The 17,527-nt window shown below is 75.0% G+C and carries 15 protein-coding genes; 6 read left to right on the top strand and 9 right to left on the bottom strand.

Annotation, left to right across the window (positions count from 1 at the left end; translation table 11 throughout):
• Position 1 precedes the first annotated feature (1 nt).
• Positions 2–1,366 carry a PP2C family protein-serine/threonine phosphatase gene (locus tag JN535_RS15165; protein WP_307868779.1) on the bottom strand — a complete coding sequence of 455 codons (1,365 nt, stop codon included), beginning with the start codon at positions 1,364–1,366 and terminating at the stop codon, positions 2–4.
• Positions 1,367–1,514: 148 nt separating this feature from the next.
• On the opposite strand from JN535_RS15165, the gene JN535_RS15160 reads away from it, so the two are divergent.
• The 3 genes from JN535_RS15160 (at position 1,515) to JN535_RS15150 (ending at position 5,599) form a co-directional block, all read left to right on the top strand.
• Positions 1,515–3,767, top strand: coding sequence for a HelD family protein (locus JN535_RS15160; protein WP_205206414.1), 2,253 nt, complete (start codon positions 1,515–1,517; stop codon positions 3,765–3,767).
• 93 nt (positions 3,768–3,860) lie between these two features.
• Complete coding sequence (gene serA / locus JN535_RS15155) at positions 3,861–5,060, top strand: phosphoglycerate dehydrogenase (RefSeq protein WP_205206413.1); 1,200 nt, start codon at positions 3,861–3,863, stop codon at positions 5,058–5,060.
• A 119-nt stretch (positions 5,061–5,179) separates the two neighbouring features.
• Positions 5,180–5,599 (top strand): pyridoxamine 5'-phosphate oxidase family protein, encoded by a 420-nt coding sequence (locus JN535_RS15150; RefSeq protein WP_205206412.1) that lies wholly within the window; start codon positions 5,180–5,182, stop codon positions 5,597–5,599.
• 58 nt (positions 5,600–5,657) lie between these two features.
• Here the strand turns inward: JN535_RS15150 and JN535_RS15145 are convergent, their stop codons facing one another.
• Entirely contained in the window at positions 5,658–5,852 is a 195-nt protein-coding gene (locus tag JN535_RS15145; RefSeq protein WP_205206411.1) for a DUF5302 domain-containing protein, read from the bottom strand.
• Between the two features lie 155 nt (positions 5,853–6,007).
• Here JN535_RS15145 and JN535_RS15140 point away from each other — a divergent pair, with 155 nt between their 5' ends.
• Positions 6,008–7,099: an aldo/keto reductase gene (locus JN535_RS15140; protein WP_205206410.1), complete on the top strand. Its 1,092-nt coding sequence runs from the start codon at positions 6,008–6,010 to the stop codon at positions 7,097–7,099.
• An 83-nt stretch (positions 7,100–7,182) separates the two neighbouring features.
• Here JN535_RS15140 and nrdR read toward each other — a convergent pair whose 3' ends face one another.
• Positions 7,183–7,719 carry a transcriptional regulator NrdR gene (gene nrdR, locus JN535_RS15135; protein ID WP_205206409.1) on the bottom strand — a complete coding sequence of 179 codons (537 nt, stop codon included), beginning with the start codon at positions 7,717–7,719 and terminating at the stop codon, positions 7,183–7,185.
• A 425-nt stretch (positions 7,720–8,144) separates the two neighbouring features.
• Entirely contained in the window at positions 8,145–8,516 is a 372-nt protein-coding gene (locus JN535_RS15130) for a LysM peptidoglycan-binding domain-containing protein (protein ID WP_205206408.1), read from the bottom strand.
• Between the two features lie 333 nt (positions 8,517–8,849).
• Here JN535_RS15130 and lexA point away from each other — a divergent pair, with 333 nt between their 5' ends.
• Positions 8,850–9,584 carry a transcriptional repressor LexA gene (gene lexA / locus JN535_RS15125; protein ID WP_205206407.1) on the top strand — a complete coding sequence of 245 codons (735 nt, stop codon included), beginning with the start codon at positions 8,850–8,852 and terminating at the stop codon, positions 9,582–9,584.
• Positions 9,585–9,671: 87 nt separating this feature from the next.
• Here the strand turns inward: lexA and JN535_RS15120 are convergent, their stop codons facing one another.
• The 3 genes from JN535_RS15120 to hflX form a co-directional block, all read right to left on the bottom strand.
• Entirely contained in the window at positions 9,672–10,682 is a 1,011-nt protein-coding gene (locus JN535_RS15120) for an L-lactate dehydrogenase (protein ID WP_205206406.1), read from the bottom strand.
• A 30-nt stretch (positions 10,683–10,712) separates the two neighbouring features.
• Positions 10,713–12,836 carry an ATP-dependent DNA helicase gene (locus JN535_RS15115; RefSeq protein ID WP_374100517.1) on the bottom strand — a complete coding sequence of 708 codons (2,124 nt, stop codon included), beginning with the start codon at positions 12,834–12,836 and terminating at the stop codon, positions 10,713–10,715.
• A 126-nt stretch (positions 12,837–12,962) separates the two neighbouring features.
• Complete coding sequence (gene hflX, locus JN535_RS15110) at positions 12,963–14,519, bottom strand: GTPase HflX (RefSeq protein ID WP_205206405.1); 1,557 nt, start codon at positions 14,517–14,519, stop codon at positions 12,963–12,965.
• Between the two features lie 158 nt (positions 14,520–14,677).
• On the opposite strand from hflX, the gene JN535_RS15105 reads away from it, so the two are divergent.
• Complete coding sequence (locus JN535_RS15105; RefSeq protein WP_205206404.1) at positions 14,678–15,367, top strand: class I SAM-dependent methyltransferase; 690 nt, start codon at positions 14,678–14,680, stop codon at positions 15,365–15,367.
• Positions 15,368–15,374: 7 nt separating this feature from the next.
• Here JN535_RS15105 and dapF read toward each other — a convergent pair whose 3' ends face one another.
• Positions 15,375–16,424 (bottom strand): diaminopimelate epimerase, encoded by a 1,050-nt coding sequence (gene dapF, locus JN535_RS15100; RefSeq protein ID WP_205206403.1) that lies wholly within the window; start codon positions 16,422–16,424, stop codon positions 15,375–15,377.
• Positions 16,421–17,476: a tRNA (adenosine(37)-N6)-dimethylallyltransferase MiaA gene (miaA, locus tag JN535_RS15095; RefSeq protein ID WP_307868777.1), complete on the bottom strand. Its 1,056-nt coding sequence runs from the start codon at positions 17,474–17,476 to the stop codon at positions 16,421–16,423. The genes dapF and miaA overlap by 4 nt, the downstream gene beginning before the upstream one ends.
• Positions 17,477–17,527: the final 51 nt, after the last annotated feature.

The following is a 17,527-nucleotide window of genomic DNA, read 5'->3' as shown; positions in this document are numbered from 1 at the left end:
GTCACCGGGCCCACTCGTCCGAGTCCGCGAGGGTCGCCGTGCGCTCACCGGGGCTGCCCTCGTCCCCGCCCCAGCCGATCACGAGGAGCGCGGCGTCGTCCGCCAGCGGGCCCCCGTGCAGGTCGCGCACTCGGCGGAAGACGCGCTCCACGACCCCCTCGACGCCCTGCTCGAGCGCGCTGTCGACGGCACGGCGCAGGCCGTCGACGCCGACGCGCTCGGGGCGGGCGCGCGGCCCCGTCGAGTCCCCCGGCCGCGCGACCGTCGCCTCGACGAGACCGTCCGTGTAGAGCATGAGCGCCCAGCGTTCGCCGAGGTCGACGGGCTGCGACGTCCACCCTCCCTGGACGGGGATCCCGAGAGCGCGGCCGCGCGCGGTGGGCGTGATCTCGGTCGCGGTGTCGCGCAGCAGGAGCGGCGCGAGGTGCCCCGCGAGGTAGACCTCCGCACGTCGGCGGTCCGCGGAGACCACGACCTGGCAGAGCGTGACGAAGACCTCGGGGCGGGAGCGCTCGGGCACGAGGACGCGCTCCAGGAGCGGGAGGATGCCCTCCGGCGGGGTGTCGGAGAGCACGATGGTGCGCCAGGCCGTGCGCAGCGTCGCGCCGAGCGCGGCCTCGTCGGGGCCGTGGCCGGCGACGTCGCCGATGACGCACAGGACCGTCCCGTCCGGCCGCTCGACGGCGTCGAAGAAGTCGCCGCCGAGCAGCCCGTTGCCTCCCGGGACGTAGCCCACCATGACGTCGAGGCGGTCGTCCCGGACGAGCGGCGTGGGCAGGAGCGCGCGCTCGAGGCGCGCGGTCTCGGCCGCCCGCACCTCGCTGCGGTACAGCGCGCGCTGCTGCTCGACGGACCTGCGCCGCTGGACGGCGTAGCGCACCGACCGGCCCAGGAGGTCCCCGTCGACCTCCCCCTTCACCAGGTAGTCGTCGGCGCCCGCCGCGACCGCCTGGACGCCGAGGTCGATGCCCGCGTGCCCCGTGAGGACCACCAGCGCGGGCGGGTGGGTGCCGGTCCGCACGCGCTCCACCGCCGACAGCCCGACCGAGTCGGGCAGCCCGAGGTCCAGCAGCACGCAGTCGACGTCCCGCGAGACGAGCTCCTCGAGAGCGGCGTCGAGCGTCGTCGCACGGTGCAGCTCGACGGTGAGGTCGCCGTCGGACAGGAGCTCCTCGACGAGGATCGCGTCGCCGTCGTCGTCCTCCACGAGGAGGATGCGCAGCTCGTCGGTCGGGGACAGGACGGCACGCTCGGAGAGCGCCTGGTCGCGCGCGGCGGCATCGTCGCCCCGCGCCGAGGGTCGCACGGGGACCCGGCGGTCGGTCCCGGTCACGACGCCCGCTGCCCTCTGGTCGCCATGGCCCACGATCCTAGCGTCCGGCGCGTGTCGGTCCCGGTCACGAGCCCGGGACGCGCCGGGGACCTGTCCGGTGGCCCGCGGCGGTACGCCATAATGGACGGCCGTGTCACGGGCGGGAGCCCGGGCCCGACGCCCGGTCGAGGGAAGGGACAGCGTGGGACGCAACGACGAGCTCCGGCTCGAGCAGGAGGTCGTGGACACCCTCTACGCGCGCCTCGACGAGCTGCGGGCCGGCGCCCGGGCGCGGCTCGACGACGTGCGGCGGTCCGGCCCCTCGGGCTCGCCGCAGAACCGGAGCGAGCGCGACGCGTTCGCGACGCTCTACGAGGACCGCGTCGCGCAGCTCGACGCCGTCGAGGACCGTCTCGCGTTCGGCCGCCTCGACCTGGACGACGGCACGCGCCGCTACGTGGGGCGCATCGGACTGACCGACGAGGAGCACACGAGCCTCCTCACCGACTGGCGCGCACCCGCGGCGCAGTCGTTCTACCGCGCGACGGCCGCCCACCCCGACGGCGTCGTCCGGCGCCGGCACCTCGTGACGCGCGGGCGCGAGGTGACGGGCCTGGAGGACGAGCTCCTGGACCTCGACGCACCGGAGGCGGTGACCGGCACGACGCTCTCGGGCGAGGGCGCGCTCCTCGCCGCGATGGCGGCGGGCCGCACCGGACGCATGGGCGACATCGTCGCGACGATCCAGGCGGAGCAGGACGCGATCATCCGCTCCGGGCTCGCGGGCGCGCTCGTCGTCCAGGGCGGTCCCGGGACGGGGAAGACGGCCGTCGCGCTCCACCGCGCCGCCTACCTGCTCTACGCGCACCGCCGCCTGCTCGAGCGCTCCGGCGTCCTCCTCGTGGGCCCGAGCCACTCGTTCCTGCGCTACATCGACCAGGTCCTGCCGTCCCTCGGCGAGACGGGGGTCGTGAGCACGACGATCGCCGACCTCCTGCCCGGCGTGGTCGCCGACGCCGCCGAGGACCCGCGCGTCGCGCGCGTCAAGGGGCGTGCGGTCATGGCGCGCGCCGTGCGACGGGCCGTGCGGGCGCGCGAGCGGGTCCCGGCCGCGGACGTGCCCGTCCGTCTCGACGGGCACGACCTGCTGATCCGGCGCCGCGACGTGCGCGACGCGATCGCCAAGGCCCGGCGCACCCACAAGCCCCACAACCTCGCGCGCGTGACCTTCGTCCGCGAGATGCTCTCGCGGCTCGTCGACCAGTACGGGCGCCAGCTCGGCGAGCCGCTCGTCGGCGAGGACCGCGCGCTCGCGCTCGAGGACCTGCGCTCCCACCGCGACGTGCGCGTGGCGCTCAACCTCGCGTGGCTGCCGCTCACCCCGGAGCGGCTCGTCGAGGACCTCTGGACCAAGCCGCACCGGCTCGCCGAGGCGGCGCCCGAGCTCTCGTCGGGCGACCGGCGCCTGCTCGAGCGGCCGAAGGGCTCGCCGTGGACGCCTGCGGACGTCCCGCTCCTCGACGAGGCCGCCGAGCTGCTCGGCGAGGACGACCAGGCGGAGCGCGCCGAGGCCGCCGCACGGGCGGCGCAGCGCGCGCAGGACCTCGAGTACGCGCGGCAGGTGCTCGAGTCGTCCGGCGCGGGCGGCGGCATCGTCGGCGCGGACATCCTCGCCGAGCGGTTCGCCGCGACGGGGCCCCGCCTGACCACGGCGGAGCGCGCCGCGCAGGACCGCACGTGGACCTACGGTCACGTCGTGGTCGACGAGGCGCAAGAGCTCTCGGCCATGGCGTGGCGCATGCTCGTGCGCCGGTGCCCGACGCGCTCGTTCACCGTGGTCGGCGACGTCGCGCAGACGTCGTCCCTCGCCGGGGCACGGTCCTGGAAGGGCATGCTCGACCCGGTCTTCCGCGACGCGTGGCGTCTCGCCGAGCTGACCGTCAACTACCGCACGCCGGCCTCCGTCGCCGACGCGGCACGCCGCGCCGCCCTCGCCTCGGGGCTCCCCGTCTCCCCGCTCACGTCGGCGCGCGAGGTGGAGGACGCCCTGCGCGTGGTCGCGGTCGCGTCGGAGGACCTGCACACCCGGGTCCGTGCCGAGGTCGAGGCGGCGCGCGCGGAGTTCGTCGCCGCGGAGTCCGGACGCGTCGCCGTCGTCGCCGCCGCGCCGGCCGTCGCCGACCTGCGCGCCGCTCTCGACCTCGAGGACGCCGGTCCGGACGCCCCGGTCGCGGTGCTCGACCCCGTCCAGGTGAAGGGGCTGGAGTTCGACGCCGTCGTGCTCGTGGAGCCGGCCGACGTCGCGACCGTCCCGTCCGGCGCGTCGGACCTCTACGTCGCCATGACCCGCCCGACCCAGCGCCTGGTCGTCGTGCACGCTCGCGCGCTTCCCGCGGGCATCGCCGACACCGGCGGCGCGACGGGCACGGGAGACGTGCCGCACACGGCCCGCTGACGGGCGGTCGGTCGACGGGAGAGGGCCGTTCACCTCGTCCCGAGGGTCAAGACCCGTTTGGTCCGGACCGCGGACCGGGCGCACCATGGGAGCGTGCTACGCGCCCTCCTCCTTGAAAACCTGCACCCTCTCGCTGCCTCGAACCTCGAGGCGGCGGGAATCGACGTCACCGTCCGCACCGGCGCCCTCGACGAGTCCGAGCTGATCGAGGCCCTCGACGGGGTCCACCTGCTCGGCATCCGGTCCAAGACGAACGTCACCGCGAACGTGCTCGAGAACGCCCCCGACCTGGTGGCGCTCGGCGCGTTCTGCATCGGCACGAACCAGATCGACCTGCGCTCCGCCGCGACGCAGGGCGTCGCCGTGTTCAACGCCCCGTTCCAGAACACGCGCTCCGTGGTCGAGCTCGCGCTCGCCGAGATCATCGCGCTCACGCGCCGCCTCACCGAGCGCGACCGCGCGTTGCACGAGGGCCGCTGGGACAAGTCGGCGGAGGGCGCGCACGAGGTCCGGGGCCGCACGCTCGGCATCGTGGGCTACGGCAACATCGGCACCCAGCTCTCGGTCGTGGCGGAGAACCTCGGCATGTCCGTGGTCTTCTACGACACGGCGGAGAAGCTCGCGCTCGGCAACGCGCGCCGCATGGACACGCTCGACGAGCTGCTCGAGCAGGCCGACGTCGTCACCCTGCACGTCGACGGCCGCCAGGGCAACGCCGGGCTGTTCGGGGCCAAGCAGTTCGCCCGCATGCGCGAGGGCTCGATCTTCCTCAACCTGTCGCGCGGGTTCGTCGTGGACTACGGCGCGCTGCGCGAGGCGATCGTCGAGGGCCGCATCGCCGGCGCGGCGGTCGACGTCTTCCCGCACGAGCCCAAGCGCAAGGGCGACGCGTTCGACTCCGAGCTCCGCGGCCTGCCGAACGTCATCCTCACCCCGCACATCGGCGGGTCCACCGAGGAGGCGCAGGAGGCGATCGGCCAGTTCGTGTCGGCCAAGCTGCGCGACTACCTCACGACGGGCTCCACGACGCTGAGCGTCAACGTCCCCAACCTCGCGCTGGAGCAGACGACCGGGATCACCCGGATCACGCACCTGCACCGCAACACGCCCGGTGTCCTCGCCGCCGTCAACGCGACGCTCGCGGAGCACGGCACGAACATCGAGGGTCAGCTCCTCGCGACGCGCGGCGAGATCGGGTACGTCGTCACCGACGTCGGCTCGCGCGTCGAGCCCGCGGTCATCGACGCGCTGGCCGCGATGGAGCAGACGATCGCCCTGCGCGTCCTCGACTGACGCTCGGCCCGAGCGCCTTCGCCGCGTGCCCGGCCCTGCTCGGCGCACGCGGCGAAGGTCCTCGGGTGCCATGACCTTCGCCGCTGAGCGCCCTGCGCGCGGTGGTGCCACGATGAGGCATGACCGGATACACGCACGACGGGCCGCAGATCCTCGACGCCGACGCGTCGTGGGACCTCGTGGAGGGGACCCACGTCGCACGCCTCGCCGTGAGCGTGCGGGGCGAGCCGGACATCTACCCCGTCACCGTGCGGGCGCACGAGCGCACGCTCGCGTTCCGCACCATACCGGGGACCAAGCTGGCGACGCTCGTGACCAACGAGCGCGTCGCGCTCGAGTGGGACCACGTCGACGACGACGGGGCGTGGAGCGTCGTCGCCCGGGGGACTGCCCACCGGGTCGGGAGCGAGCACGAGGTGGACGCCGTCCGCGACGGTGCGGACCCGCTGGTCCCCACGGTCGACGTGCCGACCGAGGAATGGGTGGTGGTCGAGGCCCGCGAGCTCACGGGACGACGCTTCGCGCGACCGGAGGACTGACCCCGGACGTGCGTCGTCCGGCCGCCCCGTGCGGGACGGCCGGACGACGGAACGCAGGTCAGCCGGACTTGCGGCGGAACGTGCGCTGGACCGGACCGACGGTCTCGGAGCCGTGCACCGACCCGGTGTTGGTCTCGCCGTCCGCCGTGCGGTGGCGTGCCGCGTTCTTCCGGTCGAGCGCCTCCCGGAACTTCGCCTTGGCCTCCTCGGTCGGTGCGGTGTCTGCAGCGGGTCGCTGCTGGTCGGACGCCATGGCGCTCTCCTCGTCGGTGGGGAACTCGGTTCTGCACTGCGGTCGGCCCGGCGGGACGGGCACCTCGCCAGCCTCCCCCACGGCAGCAGCGGACGCCACCTGATTTGTCCCGGGCACGGCTCGCCGGGTCGGCGGCGTCGGGTAGCGTCGGCCACGTGCCGCTCGAGCCGTCCACCACGCCCACCGGAACCGCGCGCCCCGCGTCGACCGCCCCGGACCGAGCCCCGCTGCCGCACCGTCGGCTCGGCCGGACCGGGATCCGGCTACCCGCGGTCTCGTTGGGCCTGTGGCAGAACTTCGGCGTGGCCGACCCCGTCTCCACCCAGCGCGAGATCGTCCTGCACGCCGTCGACCGGGGCGTGACGCACCTCGACCTCGCGAACAACTACGGCCCGCCGGGCGGAGCGGCCGAGGAGTCGCTCGGGCGCCTGCTCGCCCGCGAGCTGCGCCCGGTCCGCGACGAGCTCGTGGTGACGACCAAGGCCGGCTACCGCATGGGTCCCGGACCCTACGGGGAGGGCGGCTCGCGCAAGTACCTGCTCTCCTCGCTCGACGCCTCGCTGCGCCGCCTCGGGCGGGACCACGTCGACATCTTCTACTCCCACCGCTTCGACCCGACGACGCCGCTCACCGAGACGATCGGCGCGCTCGCCACCGCGGTGCGCTCGGGACGGGCGCGCTACGCGGGCATCTCCTCCTACTCCGCGCGGCGCACGCGGGAGGCGCTGCGCGTCGCGGAGCAGGTCGGTGTCGAGCTCGTCGTGACCCAGGTGTCGTACTCGATGCTCAACCGGTGGATCGAGGTGCCCGATCCGAACGACCCCGCAGGCGCCTCCGTGCTCGACGTCGCCGCCGCCGAGGGTGTCGGCGTCGTGGCCTTCTCCCCGCTGGCGCAAGGCATGCTCACCGACCGCTACCTCCAGGGTGTCCCGGCGGGCTCGCGCGCCGCGCGCGGCGGACCGCTGCGCCCGGCGTTCCTCTCCGAGGCGAACCTGGCCCGTGTCAGCCGCCTCGACGAGCTCGCCCGCGCCCACGGGCGCAGCCTCGCCGCGACGGCGATCCTCTGGGCACTGCGGGACGAGCGCGTGACCTCGGTCCTGCTCGGCGCGAGCTCGACCCGGCAGCTCGACGAGAACCTCGCCGCGCTCGCCGCCCCGGACCTCTCCGCGGAGGAGCTCACCGCCGTGGACTCGCTGCCCGCAGACACCGGCATCAACATCTGGGCATCGCGGTCCAGCGACCTGTAGACCGTCAGGAGACCGCGCCGGTCCGCCCGCCGCCCGTCGAGGCGTGCGAGGTCGGCTCCGGCCGCCGCGCCGTCCCGCGCGACTCAGGCGTGCGGTGCGCGCTCCTCACGCGCGTCCGCTGCCGGAGCCGCGTCGAGCGCGGCGCCCTCGGCGCGTGCGGCAGACTCGCGCTCCTCGCGCTCGACGCGCAGCGAGGTGATGGCGCTCTCGAAGTCCTCGAGCGAGTCGAACGCCTGGTAGACGCTCGCGAAGCGGAGGTAGGCGACCTCGTCGAGCTCACGCAGAGGGCCGAGGATCGCGAGCCCGATCTCGTAGGCGTCGAGCTCGGCGCTGCCGCTGGCGCGGATCGTCTCCTCGACGCGCTGGGCGAGCACGGCGAGGTCGTCCTCGTTGACGGGCCGCCCCTGGCACGCCTTGCGCACGCCGTTGACGATCTTCTCGCGAGAGAACGGCTCCGTGACGCCCGACCGCTTGACCACCGACAGGCTCGCGGTCTCGATCGTCGTGAAGCGACGGTTGCACTCCGGGCACTGACGACGGCGCCGGATCGACGCGCCGTCGTCCGACGTGCGGGAGTCGACGACGCGAGAGTCCGCGTGACGGCAGAACGGGCAGTGCATGGCGGGCTCCTCCGCGGGTCTCGCCGACAGGTCGGCGCGACGAACGTATGCCGTCACCGCGGGCAGGTGCAACACGCGACAGGTCCCGGCGCACACAGCACGCCCGGCCGCAGCCGGCGGGAGGCAGCAGAACGGGGGCGGTCGTGATCGACCGCCCCCGTCGGGACGCCCCCGTCCCCATCTCGCGCGTGACTCGCCTCACGCGCGGTGACGTGCACGGGAGTCGCGGTGGACCGCGTACTCCCCGCCTCGACCGCCCAGCCCCCCAGCCGGCGTGTGAGGTGACACTAACTTAGGTCGACCTAAATCTCTGCGCAACCCCTCGAGCGCAGGCCGACGCGATCCGAGCCGTGGCCTGCGTCACAGCGTCCCTTGCTGACGCCGCCCGGTCGCGCCGTCGGGAGCACGACGACGGCCGGCGGACCTCATCCCCGCGCGACCGGGAGGACGATCTTCTGGCCCGCGTCGAGACCCGACGACTCGAGCCCGTTGAGCTCGACCAGCGCGCCCACGACGTCACGCAGGTCCTCGCCCGGCGCCGCGACGCCCCGCGCGAGCTCCCACAACGTCTCGCCCGAGCTGACGACGTGGACGCGAACCTCCGTCGGCTCGCCCGGGCCGCTCGCGACGGCGACGCCCACGCGGGCCGCGAGCAGGAGGACCGCGACCGCCAGGAGCACCAGGACGGCGCGGCCGCGTCGCGTCAGCCGCAGGGGCGCCTCGCCCGCACGCTCCGGCGCCGCACCGCCGCCCGTCGAGCCGACGCGCCCCGTCGTCGTGATCGCCACCGCACCCATGCCCGCTCCGTCCCGGCCTGCGGACTCGATCGCCTTCCCCGGTCGATCGGACCCGCAGGCCTCGTCACCCTCCGCGTCGACCGGACCGGTCGAACACGTGTACGTAGAACATCTGTACGAAGGTCTATCACGAACGGCCGACAGAGTCGAGACATGCTCGAACAGGTGTTTGATTCGTGTCGCAACCTCCCCTAGCCTGGGGTCAGGTCGGTTCGCCGGACATGTCCGCTCGGACCCGGTGGGGCGACCGAGGTCCCGGGGCGCACGTCCCGGGGAGGGGAGGCCGTGGGCCGGGAAGCGCCGGCGGCCGCGACGGACGAGGGCGGAGCGACCATGGCGGGACGAGGCACGGACAGGGCACGGGGGCTCGCCGAGGTGCGCGAGCTCCCGGACGGGTCGGCCGGGGGCGACGGGCTCACCCCGAGGCAGCGCCTCGTCCTCGAGACCATCCGCGCGTGCGTCGAGCAGCGCGGCTACCCGCCCAGCATGCGCGAGATCGGCGAGGCCGTCGGCCTCACGAGCCCGTCGTCCGTGAAGCACCAGCTCACGACTCTCGAGCGCAAGGGGTTCCTGCGCCGGGACCCGAACCGCCCGCGCGCGATCGAGGTCGTCCAGCCGGACGACGCACGGCGCGCGACTCCGCTGACCGCGGCCGGCACCGCGCCCGAGCCCGTGCACGACGAGGCGCACCCGGCGCCGTCGTACGTCCCGGTCGTCGGCCGCATCGCCGCCGGCGGACCGATCCTCGCGGAGCAGGTCGTCGAGGACGTGTTCCCCCTCCCCCGACAGCTCGTCGGGGAGGGCGAGCTCTTCCTCCTGCGCGTCCAGGGCGACTCGATGATCGACGCGGCGATCTGCGACGGCGACTGGGTCGTGGTCCGCCGCCAGCCGGTGGCGGAGAACGGCGAGATCGTCGCGGCGATGATCGACGGCGAGGCCACGGTCAAGTCCCTGCGCCGTGCGGACGGCCACGTCTGGCTCATGCCGCACAACGCCGCGTACGACCCGATCCCGGGCGACGACGCCCAGGTCCTGGGACGCGTCGTCTCGGTGCTGCGCAGCCTCTGAGCCCGGTCGTCGCCCCGTCGGAGGTGAGCACGCCGAGAGCCGGGTGGGCCGACGCCCCCGGCTCTCGGCGTCCGCAGGTCCGCCGGCTCAGAGCCCGAAGCGTCGGGCGACCGCGCGCAGCGACTCGGCGGACGCGCGCAGGCCGGCGAGCTCGTCGTCGGCCAGCGGGACCTCGACGCGTTCCGCGGCACCCCGGCGGTCGACCAGCGTCGGCAGCGAGAGGCACACGTCGTGGAGGCCGTACGCGCCGTCGAGGAGCGTCGAGACGGGCAGGATGCGGTGCTCGTCGGCGAGCACGGCCTCGATGATGCGCGTACCGGCGAGCGCGACGGCGTAGTTCGTCGCGCCCTTGCCCTCGATGATCCGGTACGCCGACTGGACCACCTCGCGCGCGATGTCGCCGCGCGCCTCCGCCGTGAGCGGGCCGCGGCCTCCGAGACCGGGCCACTCGAGGAGCGGCACGCCGCCGATCGTCGCCGAGCTCCACAGGGGGATCTCGCTGTCGCCGTGCTCGCCGGCGATGTAGGCGTGCACGTTCTGCACCGCGACGCCGCAGTGCTGCGCGACGAGGAACCGCAGCCGCGACGAGTCGAGCACCGTCCCGCTGCCGAAGAGCTGCGTGGGCGGCAGGCCCGAGAACGTGAGCGCCGCGTACGTGACGATGTCGACGGGGTTGGTGACCATGACGTAGACCGCGTCCGGGGCCACCTCCACGAGCCCGGGCAGGATCCTGCGCATGAGGCCGATCGTTCCCTCGGCCAGGTCGAGCCGCGTCTGGCCCGGCTTCTGCTTCGCCCCGGCCGTCACGACGACCACGTCCGCCCCGGCGCACACCGCGACGTCGTCCGAGCCCTCGACGCGCGCCATCGGCATGAACTGGATGCCGTGCTGGAGGTCGAGCACCTCTGCGTCGACCTTCGCCCGGTTGACGTCCAGGAGCGCCACCGTGCGCGCGGCGCCGCGCATGAGGGCTGCGTACGCGAGCGTCGACCCGACCGCCCCGGCCCCGACGATCGCGAGCTTCGTGGTCCGCGCTCCCCCTCCCGGACCGGCCGCGGTCGTGTCACCGGTGCCCTGCGGGGACGTGCTCGTCGTCATCTCGCCTCCGTGGAGTTTCGCTGGAAGGCCTCAGCCTAGGGCGGCGAGGCGCCGCAGCGCAGCGGTAGCGACGTCACGGTCGGTCGTCTGCCAGAACTCCGGCATCGAGCGCGTGAGGAACGTGCCGTAGCGCGCGGTCACGAGCCTCGGGTCGAGGACCGCGACGACCCCGCGGTCGGTCATGGACCGGACCAGCCGACCGGCGCCCTGCGCCAGCAGCAGCGCGGCGTGCGTCGCGGAGACCTGCATGAACCCGTTGCCTCCCGCGGCCTCGACCGCGCGGGCCCGGGCGGACTTCACCGGGTCGTCCGGGCGCGGGAACGGGATGCGGTCGATCAGCACGAGCTGGCACGACGGTCCCGGCACGTCGACGCCCTGCCACAGCGACAAGGTGCCGAACAGGCACGTCGCCGGGTCGGCGGCGAACTCGCGCACGAGCGTCGGGAGCTGGTCGTCGCCCTGGCACAGGATCGGCACGTCCAGCCGCTCGCGCATCGCCTCCGCCGCGGCCACCGCGGCGCGCCGCGAGGAGAACAGGCCGAGGGTGCGTCCCCCGGCGGCTTCGACGAGCGCCGCGATCTCGTCGAGCTGGTGCTCGGTCGAGGCCTCCCGGCCGGGTGTCGGCAGTCGCTTCGCGACGTAGAGGATCCCCTGACGCGGGTAGTCGAACGGGCTCCCGACGTCGAGACCGCGCCACCGCGGCGCGCCCACGGCGTCCGCGTCCGTGCCGCCGTCGGCCGCACCGCCCAGCCCGAAGGTGCGCGCCACGGCGTCGAAGCTCCCGCCGAGCGCGAGCGTCGCGGACGTGAACACCCCCGTCCGCTCGGCGAGCAGGTGCGTACGGATGAGGCCGGCGACGCCGAGCGGGGCGGCGTGCAGGCGGCTCGCGCCCTCGCCGAACCGGTCGGCCGACCAGCCCCCATCACCGGGCCGCGAGCACCAGAGCACGTCGTGCCCCGCCGGGTCGGCGGCCATGCGCTCGGCCACCTCGAAGAGCTGCAGCATGGTCGACTGCGCCATCTTCAGCCCGGAGTCCGGCTGGGCAGGCTTGGTCACCCCGGTCTCGGGCTTGAGCGTCGAGAGGACCTCCCGCGCGGCGTCGCGCACCGCCGCGACGGCCGAGCGTGCACCGTCGGGAAGCCCGTCCGGGAACCGCTCGGCGGGCAGCGCACCGACGACCGTCCCGAACGCCGCCGACGCCGCGTCGAGCGTGTCCGTCGTGACGCCGCCGTGCCGGCGCGCGAGCCGCGCCGCGCTCTCGATCGCGGGCACCGACAGGTCGACCGTCGCGGCCGCCGTGACGCGGTCCGCGAGCTCGTGCGCCTCGTCGACGACGAGCACGTCGTGCTCGGGCAGCACGCCGGGCGACCCCATCGCGGCGATCCCGAGCATCGCGTGGTTGGTCACGACGACGTCCGCCTCGCGGGCCGTCGCGCGCGCCTTCTCGGGGAAGCACTCGGCGAGCATCGGGCACCGCTGCCCGAGGCACTCGAGAGCGGTGACCGAGACCTGCCGCCACGCCTTGTCGCTCACGCCGGGCACGAGGTCGTCCCGGTCGCCGGTCGACGTCTCGTCGGCCCACTCCCGCAGACGCACGACCTGCTCGCCGAGCGCGGCCGCGCTGGTCCCGCCGCGGGCGGCCGGGTGGTCGGCGGCGCCCGCCGACTCGCCCGGCAGGTCGAACAGCGTCGGCTCGTCGGCCGGGTACCCGCCTGCGATCTTGTGGACGCACAGGTAGTTGTGCCACCCCTTGAGGAGCGCGATCGTCGCGGGGCGCGGGAGGCGGTCCGCCACGGCGTCGGCGACGAGGGGCAGGTCGCGCGTGATGACCTGGCGCTGGAGCGCGAGGGTCGCCGTCGAGACGATCACCCGCTCGTCGGTCGCGACGGCGTGCCGCACGGCCGGCACGAGGTACCCGAGCGACTTCCCCGTGCCCGTGCCCGCCTGGACCACGAGGTGCTCGGACCTCTCGATCGCCTCGGTCACCGCGCGTGCCATCGCGTGCTGCCCGTCGCGGCGCGCACCGCCCAGGCGTGAGACGGCGACGTCGAGGAGCTCGTCCACGTCGGGGACGTCTCCTCCCGAGGCGCCGGCCGTCGTGCCCGGCTCCTCGGCGTCGACACGGTCGGGGGCGGGTCGCGTGGAGGGGGGCACCCGAGGAGTCTACGGTCGGCCGCCCACGGTCCGACCGCCCTGTGGACGACGGGCCGGACGCGCACGACCCCGCACGGCTCGTGCCGTACGGGGTCGCGCGTCGGGCGGCGCCCGGCGCGCGAGGGCTCAGCCCTGAGCCGAGGCTCCGACGAGCTCGGTCGCGAGCGCCTGAGCGACGCGCCCGCGCAGGAGCGTGCCCTCGGGCGTGTGCTCCTCGTGGTCGATCTCGCCCTCGGTGTGCACGCGGTGCACGAGGTCGCCGCGGTGGTAGGGCACCACGACGTCGATCTCGACGTCGGGACGCGGGAGCTCGTGCGCGATGAGCTCGCGCAGGTGCTCGATCCCCTCGCCCGTGTGCGCCGAGACGACGACCGTGCGGCGCTCGCGCAGCCGGATCCTCGCGATCGTCTCCGGGTCGGCGAGGTCCGCCTTGTTGAGGACGATCACCTCGGGCACGTCCTCCACGCCCGGGATGTCGGCCAGGACGTGGCGCACCGCCGCGATCTGGCCCTCCGGGTCCGGGTGCGACGCGTCCACGACGTGCAGCAGCAGGTCGGCGTCGCCGACCTCCTCGAGCGTCGAGCGGAACGCCTCGACGAGCTGGTGCGGCAGGGCGCGCACGAACCCGACCGTGTCGGCGAGCGTGTAGACCCGGCCGTCCTCGGTGCGCGTGCGGCGCACCGTGGGGTCGAGCGTCGCGAACAGCGCGTTCTCGACGAGCACGCCCGCGCCGGTGATGGCGTTGAGCAGGCTCGACTTGCCCGCGTTCGTGTAGCCCGCGATCGCGACGGACGGGATCGCGTGCCGCTTGCGCGACGCGCGCTTCGTCTCGCGCCCCGGGGCCATCGCCTGGATCTCGCGGCGCAGCTTGGCCATGCGGTTGCGGATGCGGCGACGGTCCAGCTCGATCTTCGTCTCACCGGGACCGCGCGACCCCATGCCCGCACCGGCGCCGCCGACCTGACCACCGGCCTGCCGGGACATCGACTCGCCCCACCCGCGCAGGCGCGGGAGGAGGTACTCGAGCTGGGCGAGCTCGACCTGCGCCTTGCCCTCCCGGGACTTGGCGTGCTGCGCGAAGATGTCGAGGATCAGGGCGGTCCGGTCGATGACCTTGACCTTGACGATGTCCTCGAGCGCGCGCCGCTGGGAGGGCGCGAGCTCGCCGTCGATCACGACGGTGTCCGCGCCGCTGGCGGCGACGACGTCGGCGAGCTCCGCCGCCTTGCCGGAGCCGAGGTACGTGCCCGGATCGGGCTTCGCGCGGCGCTGGATGACGCCGTCGAGCACCTGGGAGCCCGCGGTCTCCGCGAGCGCCGCGAGCTCGCGCAGCGAGATCTCCGCCTCCTCCGCAGACGTGGGCGCACCGTCCTCGCGCGGGTCCGAGCCGGGGCTCCACAGCCCGACCAGCACGACCTTCTCGAGGCGCAGCTGCCGGTACTCGACCTCCGTGACGTCCTGGAGCTCGGTCGACAGGCCGACCACGCGGCGCAGCGCGCTGCGCTCTTCGAGCTCGAGCTGCTCGCCGTCGTGCTCGGCGTGGACCGTGCCACCCTCGGCGCGTGCCGTCCCGGCCCGAGCGAGCACCCGCGCCACGACGTCGCTCGCGATGTCCCGCGTCGCGCCGGTCGGCTCGTCCTGAGCCGAGGTGGGGTTCGGGGTGTTCGCAGGGGTTGGGCTCATGTGCCGCCTTCCGTCGGTGGTGGGCGCTCGTGCGTCCAGGTGTGACAACAAGCGTGGCACGCGAAATCGTCCCGAGGCCAGCGGTTAAGCGCACGAGCGGCGGTCGGGCGCTCTCCGTCCGCCCTCCTCCCGGGCGCGCCCGCGTAGGATCGGCCGACGTGACCGAGGACCAGGACCCCGCCGTCGACGCCGCGAGCGACGGCTCGCACGACCACTACTTCACGGCGAGGCCGGCGTCCGCGGCCGAGCGCAGCACGATCTCGGTGCGCCTCGCCGGCCGGGACGTCCAGGTGGAGGTCGCGTCGGGCGTCTTCTCCCCCGGTCGCCTCGACCTCGGCACGCAGGTCCTGCTCCGCACCACCCCGCCTCTCGACGACGTGCTCGCCGCCCGGAAGGACACCGGTCCGGCGCACGTCCTCGACCTCGGCTGCGGCTGGGGGCCGGTCGCGCTGACGATGGCGCTCGAGGCCCCGGGCGCGACCGTCTGGGCGGTCGACGTCAACGAGCGGGCGCTCGACCTCGTGCGGCGCAACGCGGAGCGGCTGGGCCTGACGAACGTCCGCGCGGTCGTGCCGGAGGACGTGCCCGGCGACGTCGCGTTCGCCGCGCTGTGGTCCAACCCGCCGATCCGCGTCGGCAAGGAGGTGCTGCACGCGATGCTGCTGCGCTGGCTCCCGCGCCTCGCGCCGGGCGCGAGCGCGCACCTCGTCGTGCAGCGCAACCTCGGCTCGGACTCGCTCCAGCGCTGGCTCGCCGACGCCCTGCCGCCCCTTCTTCCGGGTGCGGTCGTCGAGCGGGCCGCGAGCGCCAAGGGCTTCCGGGTCCTGGAGGTCGTGGCGCCGGCCTGAGAGGCCGTCAGACCGACGCCCGGTCCTCGGCGGACGGGTCCGCGACCGGCTCGGGCTCGGCCGTCGGCGGCGCGTCGTCGGGCTCGGCGGACCCGGGCGCCGGGACGGGGCCGCCGTCGTGAGGCTCCGACCCGGTGTCCACGGGGGCGAACGAGGCGAGGTCGACCTCGCCCGAGTACACGAGCTCGGCCGGGCCCGCGAGCTCGACGCGGTCGCCCTCGAGCGCCCGCACGCGCACGGTGCCGCCCGGGACGTCGACGAGATAGGTCTCGGGCGCGTCGGGGCCGCCCCAGACGCGCACCGCGAGCGCCGCCGCGCACGCGCCGGTCCCGCACGACGGCGTCTCCCCGACGCCGCGCTCGTGCACGCGCATGCGCACGTGCCCGACGACGGTCCCGTCGTCCGCGGTCGTCTCGCCGAGCGGCACCACGAGCTCGACGTTCGTCCCGTGCGCCGGGTGCGGCTCGACGACGGGTGCCTCGGTGAGGTCGGCGCGGTCGAGCAGGTCCTCGCGCGCGACGGCGAGCACGGTGTGGGGATTGCCGAGGTCGAGGCTCAGCGCGGGGCGCGGGACCTCCCACCCGCGCACGACCACCGTCGCGTCGTAGCCGTCGTGCAGCGCGGGACGGCCGCCGGGCAGGAACCAGCGCCCCATGTCGACCGCGAACCAGCCGTCGGCCTCCTTGCGCACGCGCTTGACGCCCGCGCGCGTCCCGACGGGGACCTCGGTCCCGCCCGCGAAGCTCACGAGCCCGAGCCGCTCGGCGAACGCGGCGAACACGCGCACGCCGTTGCCGCACATCTCGGCCACCGAACCGTCGGCGTTGCGGTAGTCCATGAACCAGATGGCGTGCGGGTCCTCGGCCAGCACCTCGCGCGACTCGGGCACGAGCGCCGTCGGGACGAGGCGGATGACGCCGTCGCCACCGATCCCGCCGCGGCGGTCGGCGAGCGCGCGCACGAGCTCGGGCGTGAGGTCGAGCTCGCCCTTCGTGTCCGCGAGCAGCACGAAGTCGTTGCGGGTCCCGTGGCCCTTGGTGAAGCGGGTGCGCGTCATGAGCCCAGACTACGGCGCACCGGGACGGCGCTGTCCGCTTCGTCCGGCTCCGGGACGTCGCCCCGTGCGACGGCGGCCGCGTGCTCGTCGGCCCGGGCGACGAGCGCGAGCGCGTCCTCGACGCGCGTCGGGGACTGCGCGTCGAGCCAGTGCACGCGCGGGTCGCGACCGAACCAGCCCATCTGCTTGCGCGCGAGGCGACGCGTGTTGGCGGTGACCGCCTCGCGCGCCGCGTCCTCGGTCGTCTCCCCGTGGAGCGCGGCGAGGACCTCGGCGTACCCGACGGCGCGGCGCGCGGTGCGGCCCATGCCCTGCGCCTCGACGCGGCGCACCTCGTCGACGAGGCCCTGCGCCCACATGCGCTCGACGCGTCCGGCCACGCGCGCGTCGAGGACCTCGCGGTCGCAGTCGAGGCCGACCTGGACGGTCGGGCGCACGTAGACCTGCCGCGGGAGGTTCGCCGTGAAGGGCTCCCCCGTGAGCTCCATGACCTCCAGGGCGCGCACGATCCGCCGCGTGTTGGCGGGGCCGATGCTCGCGGCGGCCGCGGGGTCGCGCCGCGCGAGCTCGTCGTGCAGCGCGCGCGTCCCCTCGGCCTCGGCGCGCGCCTCGAGCGCCGCGCGCACGGCGGGGTCGGTGCCGGGGAAGCGCATGTCGTCGAGGAGCGCGCGCACGTAGAGGCCCGAACCGCCCACGACGACGGCCCGCGCCCCGCGGGCGGCGATCTCGTCGAGCGCGCGCCGGGCGTCGGCCTGGTAGCGCGCGACCGACGCGTCCTCGACGGGGTCGAGCACGTCGAGCAGGTGGTGACGCACACCGCGGCGCTCGTCGACGGGGACCTTCGCCGTGCCGACGTCCATGCCGCGGTAGAGCTGGTAGGCGTCGGCGTTGACGATCTCCACCGGCGCGCCGGGGACGGACAGCCGCTCGGCCAGGTCGAGGGCGAGGTCCGACTTGCCCGTGGCGGTCGGGCCCACGACGGCGACGACGACGCGGCGGCTGCCGGTCGGCGCGTCCGCCGGTGCGCCGGTCGGGTCGTGCTCGGTTTTCACCCGCGCAACGGTACCGGCCGGCCGTCCGGGCCTGGGGCGGTGTGGGTGCGG

The organism is Cellulosimicrobium cellulans, assembly GCF_016921195.1.
GTDB lineage: Bacteria > Actinomycetota > Actinomycetes > Actinomycetales > Cellulomonadaceae > Cellulosimicrobium > Cellulosimicrobium cellulans_F.
Note: the sequence above shows the minus strand (reverse complement) of the source record. Positions and strands in the feature narration are given on the sequence as shown.

What these genes read in the sequence shown, in the direction of transcription:
- JN535_RS15150 (WP_205206412.1), top strand. Translation starts at nt 5,180, where the DNA reads ATGACCGGATACACGCACGACGGGCCGCAGATCCTCGACGCCGACGCG.
- JN535_RS15145 (WP_205206411.1), bottom strand. Translation starts at nt 5,852, where the DNA reads ATGGCGTCCGACCAGCAGCGACCCGCTGCAGACACCGCACCGACCGAG.
- nrdR (WP_205206409.1), bottom strand. Translation starts at nt 7,719, where the DNA reads ATGCACTGCCCGTTCTGCCGTCACGCGGACTCTCGCGTCGTCGACTCC.
- JN535_RS15130 (WP_205206408.1), bottom strand. Translation starts at nt 8,516, where the DNA reads ATGGGTGCGGTGGCGATCACGACGACGGGGCGCGTCGGCTCGACGGGC.
- lexA (WP_205206407.1), top strand. Translation starts at nt 8,850, where the DNA reads ATGGCGGGACGAGGCACGGACAGGGCACGGGGGCTCGCCGAGGTGCGC.
- JN535_RS15120 (WP_205206406.1), bottom strand. Translation starts at nt 10,682, where the DNA reads ATGACGACGAGCACGTCCCCGCAGGGCACCGGTGACACGACCGCGGCC.
- hflX (WP_205206405.1), bottom strand. Translation starts at nt 14,519, where the DNA reads ATGAGCCCAACCCCTGCGAACACCCCGAACCCCACCTCGGCTCAGGAC.
- dapF (WP_205206403.1), bottom strand. Translation starts at nt 16,424, where the DNA reads ATGACGCGCACCCGCTTCACCAAGGGCCACGGGACCCGCAACGACTTC.